Below are 3,454 nucleotides of genomic sequence, written 5' to 3' on the forward strand. Positions count from 1 at the left end.
CGCGACGGCGACCTCGCGACGGCGGCGCGGCTGTACGCCGAGGCGGCCCACAAGGCACCCGACCTCGCCGAGCGCGACCACCTGACACGCCAGGCCGCCCGGCTCAACACCCGCCGGTGCCGCTGACAGGCCGCGCTCGGATTTTCCCGCGGCACCGGGCGCGCTCCCGTGGCCGGAGCGGTCGCCTCACAGCGAGTGGGCGGGTCAGGACGAGCCGCACGACGCGTTGCCGGCGGGGAACCCCGGCGGCGACGACATGCGCGCTGGAGGCGTGGTGACTGGTGCCGGGACCGCCGGCCTGACCCGGCTCCTGGCCATTGCGGACGGCGGCACCGGCGACCGTCGCCTGTGCAACGGCCGGCCGGCGGTCACGGTTCACGACGTGAACGGCGAGGTGATCGCCTGCTGGACGCCGCACCACCGAACCAGTCTCCGGGGGACCGGTGACTGCGACGCCGACCTGCGCGACGGCCCGGCATCCACCGAATGCCCGGCAGGTCCCGGAGCGGTACGCCCGCCCCGGTGTCGATGCCGTCGCCCGGCACGTCGCCGAACGAGACCCGCCGCCCGCCGCGGAAGTCGCGCCCCGGAACCTACCGGTGAGTTACCTGCTCCCCGGTGTCCGAGCCGGGACTACCGGGCCCACATCGCCCGCCTCAAAGCGGAGGACGCCGAGTTCGAGGAGCGGTCGGCCCGGTCGGAGCGGACGATCGACGAGCTTACGGGCTTCCGCCCCAGGCCCCGGCCCGTCTCACCGCTCGGCACGAGGAGATCATCCGACTCCGCGAAGCCGCCGCCGGCACCGTTCGGTTCAGCCGCCCGCCGCCCCGAACCACCGTCATCGGGACATGCGGCCAGCTGGTGCCGCACACCCGACCGGATACCGGCTCTCGCACGGCAGAGCCGGGCCTCACCAGCGATCAGATCGAAGCCGAGTCGGTCAGCGAGGGCACGGCGCACGGGCGGAGGACCATGAGCGAGTCCTCCAGGGCCGCCACCATGGCGAAGGGGAACCGGTCGAGTTCAAGACAGAGTGCGACGTCGTCGGGATGGGCTCCTTGGCGCACGCCCTCCGCCAACTCGGCGGCGGCGCGCGACTCTCCGGCGCGGCGGAGGAACTCATCCGCATCCGCTCCGTCCCCGGCGGCCCTCCGGGCGATGTACTGGGCGCACGCCAGATCCTCATCGGCACGCCCGTCGTCACCGGTGACCACGAACGTGACGCTGTCGCACTCGCGCGTCCGCAAGAGCCGAGCCGTTGCCTCCGCCACCACGAAGCCGGCGCACAGCACCAGCGGCGCCTCCTTGACCGCGAGGGCGCCGACCGTCCCTGCCGTGGTCTTCTGCACAACGGTCCGTCCGCCAAGGTCGACAGACCGCAGCAGGCCCGGCGAGTTGACGGTGTCGAACCCGGGCGCGGGCGGACCGTCCTTGAGCGCCACCCAATCCGGGTGGCGGGCCTTGAGCGCCAGGGCTTCGTCCAGCGACTCAGCAAGAACGATCTTCTCCGCTCCCTGGGCGAAGGCCCAGGCAGCCACCGTGAAAGCACGCATGACGTCGACCACGACCGCCGCGGACGGGGCTTCGACCAGCTCAGCGATGCCAAGGAAACGAGCGTCCATCCGGTCATGATCGTTCATGCCCGGCCCGAAGCACCCGGACAGTGACGTGCATCACATCGACGGCCCCGGAACGCGGCGTCTCCGGCTGCCTGTGCCGCGAAAGCAGTGCGCGGGGCGCTCGCCGCCTCTCCCACGTCCATGCTCGTCGGGAAGCGGGACGCCGCGCCGCTGCCGATCGGCCACACCCGCGCCGCCCGCGTCTGCGGGCTCGCCGCGCCGACCACCGCCGGGCCACTGTCCGTCCGCGTCGACCGGCCCGGCCGCGTCGCCCTCCGGCTCGTCACGGCCGGGCCCCGCGGTCCTCGCGATCGCAGCGGTACGGCTATTCGATGACCGCGGTGGCCTCAACCTCGACCAGGAGGTCCGGCTCCCCCAGCGCCGCAACGCCCAGCAGGGTGATCGGCTTGACCGGATCGATGCCCAGCTTCGCCGCCGCCCGGCCCACCCCTTCACCCAGCAGCGGCATCTTCCCGGGACTCCAGTCGACGACATAGACGGTCAGCTTCGCCACGTCGTCGAAGGATCCGCCGATCTCGGCCAGTGCCGTGCCGATGTTCAGACAGCACTGCTCGACCTGAGCGGCGAGATCTCCCTCACCGACCCGTCGGCCGTCGGCATCACGGGCGACCTGCCCCGCCAGAAACACCAGCTGCGATCCGCAGGCGATCGACAGCTGCCGATAGACATCGGGTTTCGGCAACCCGTCGGGATTGACCAGCGTGACGGTCACGGCTCCTCCTCGGCATCAAGGGCGCCGGGATCAGCGCTCCGAGGAGGCATGACGTCGCTATGTTTTATGACGCCATGGCGAGGGCGAAAGATCCCGCGGTCCGCTCCCACCTACTGGACCGGGCCGCGCACATGCTCCGGACCCGGCAACCGGTCACGCTCCGCGCGCTGGTTGCCGGAACCGGCGTATCGACGATGGCCGTCTACACCTACTTCGGCAGCATGGACGGCCTGTGGAAAGCGCTGCGACAGGAAGGCTTCACCCGCCTCGCGGCCAAACTCGCAGCCGTCTCGACGACCACGGACCCGGTGCGGGACCTCGCCTCCCTGGGAGCCGCCTACCTGGCCAACGCCCTGGAGAGTCCCGACCTGTACCGCGTCATGTTCGACGCGGGCTTCGAACTCGAAGACGCCGACGCCGCGGACGAAGCCCTGCACTGCCTCGTCCGCGCCGTCGAACGGGCCAAGACCGCCGGCCGCTTCCGTGGCGACGTGGACCCGCTGGAACTGGCAACACACAGCTGGACGATCGGCCACGGACTCGCGTCACTTGTCGCCACAGGCCCCTTGCCGCACCAGGCACTCGCCCACGCCGTGCCCATGCTGACCGCGCTGTTCGTCAGCGCCGGAGACGATCCCGTCAGATGCCGCCGGTCGGTCGAGCGCGGCTGGGGGCAGATGCCTCCAGCCGGACCCGGCACTGCGGCACCCCGTCCCTGACCAGGAGGCTCGAAGGGGGCTTGAGCACGCGCGAGGGCCGGGGCGTCGCCGGATCGAGCCGCCGCATGACGACGCAGCAGGGGACACAGCGGTGGTCGGGGCGGGCAGGACCCGGCTGCTCGTCCGCGGAGGCGTTCGGGTTCAGTCCTCCACGGTTGTCGTGCAGCGGCGGACGAAGCCCAGCGTCCGGGCGAAGCAGTCCTCCACGTCCTCGTCGGACAGGCCCGCCCAGAGGTGGTCGCCGCCGGCGAGGAGACGCAGGTCCGGATGGTGGCCCGCCCCGCGCAGGGCCCCGGCGAGGCGGATGGACTGCCGGGCGGGGATCAGGGCGTCGTCGCTGCCGTGCAGGATCAGGAAGGGCGGCGCCTCGGCGCCCACGTGCG

General features: G+C 72.1%; 4 protein-coding genes and 1 pseudogene. 2 read left to right on the top strand and 3 right to left on the bottom strand.

Translation table 11 applies throughout. From position 1 onward, the window contains the following. Positions 1-126 (top strand): annotated as a pseudogene (locus RIM90_RS12785) (RNA polymerase subunit sigma-24); the annotation flags it as partial. A 794-nt stretch (positions 127-920) separates the two neighbouring features. Here RIM90_RS12785 and RIM90_RS12790 read toward each other — a convergent pair. Together RIM90_RS12790 and RIM90_RS12795 are read right to left on the bottom strand one after the other, a co-directional pair. Then, positions 921-1,622 carry a 2-phosphosulfolactate phosphatase gene (locus RIM90_RS12790; protein WP_309060817.1) on the bottom strand — a complete coding sequence of 234 codons (702 nt, stop codon included), beginning with the start codon at positions 1,620-1,622 and terminating at the stop codon, positions 921-923. Between the two features lie 322 nt (positions 1,623-1,944). Continuing rightward, positions 1,945-2,352, bottom strand: a complete 408-nt coding sequence (locus RIM90_RS12795; protein WP_309060782.1) for a RidA family protein — start codon at positions 2,350-2,352, stop codon at positions 1,945-1,947. Between the two features lie 74 nt (positions 2,353-2,426). Here RIM90_RS12795 and RIM90_RS12800 point away from each other — a divergent pair, with 74 nt between their 5' ends. Continuing rightward, positions 2,427-3,071: a TetR/AcrR family transcriptional regulator gene (locus tag RIM90_RS12800; RefSeq protein ID WP_309060783.1), complete on the top strand. Its 645-nt coding sequence runs from the start codon at positions 2,427-2,429 to the stop codon at positions 3,069-3,071. Between the two features lie 141 nt (positions 3,072-3,212). Here RIM90_RS12800 and RIM90_RS12805 read toward each other — a convergent pair. Then, on the bottom strand, positions 3,213-3,454 hold a 242-nt coding region (locus RIM90_RS12805), incomplete at its 5' end, for a prolyl oligopeptidase family serine peptidase (RefSeq protein WP_309060784.1).

This window comes from Streptomyces sp. (genome assembly GCF_031181555.1).
GTDB classification, from domain to species: Bacteria; Actinomycetota; Actinomycetes; order Streptomycetales; family Streptomycetaceae; genus Streptomyces; species Streptomyces fimbriatus.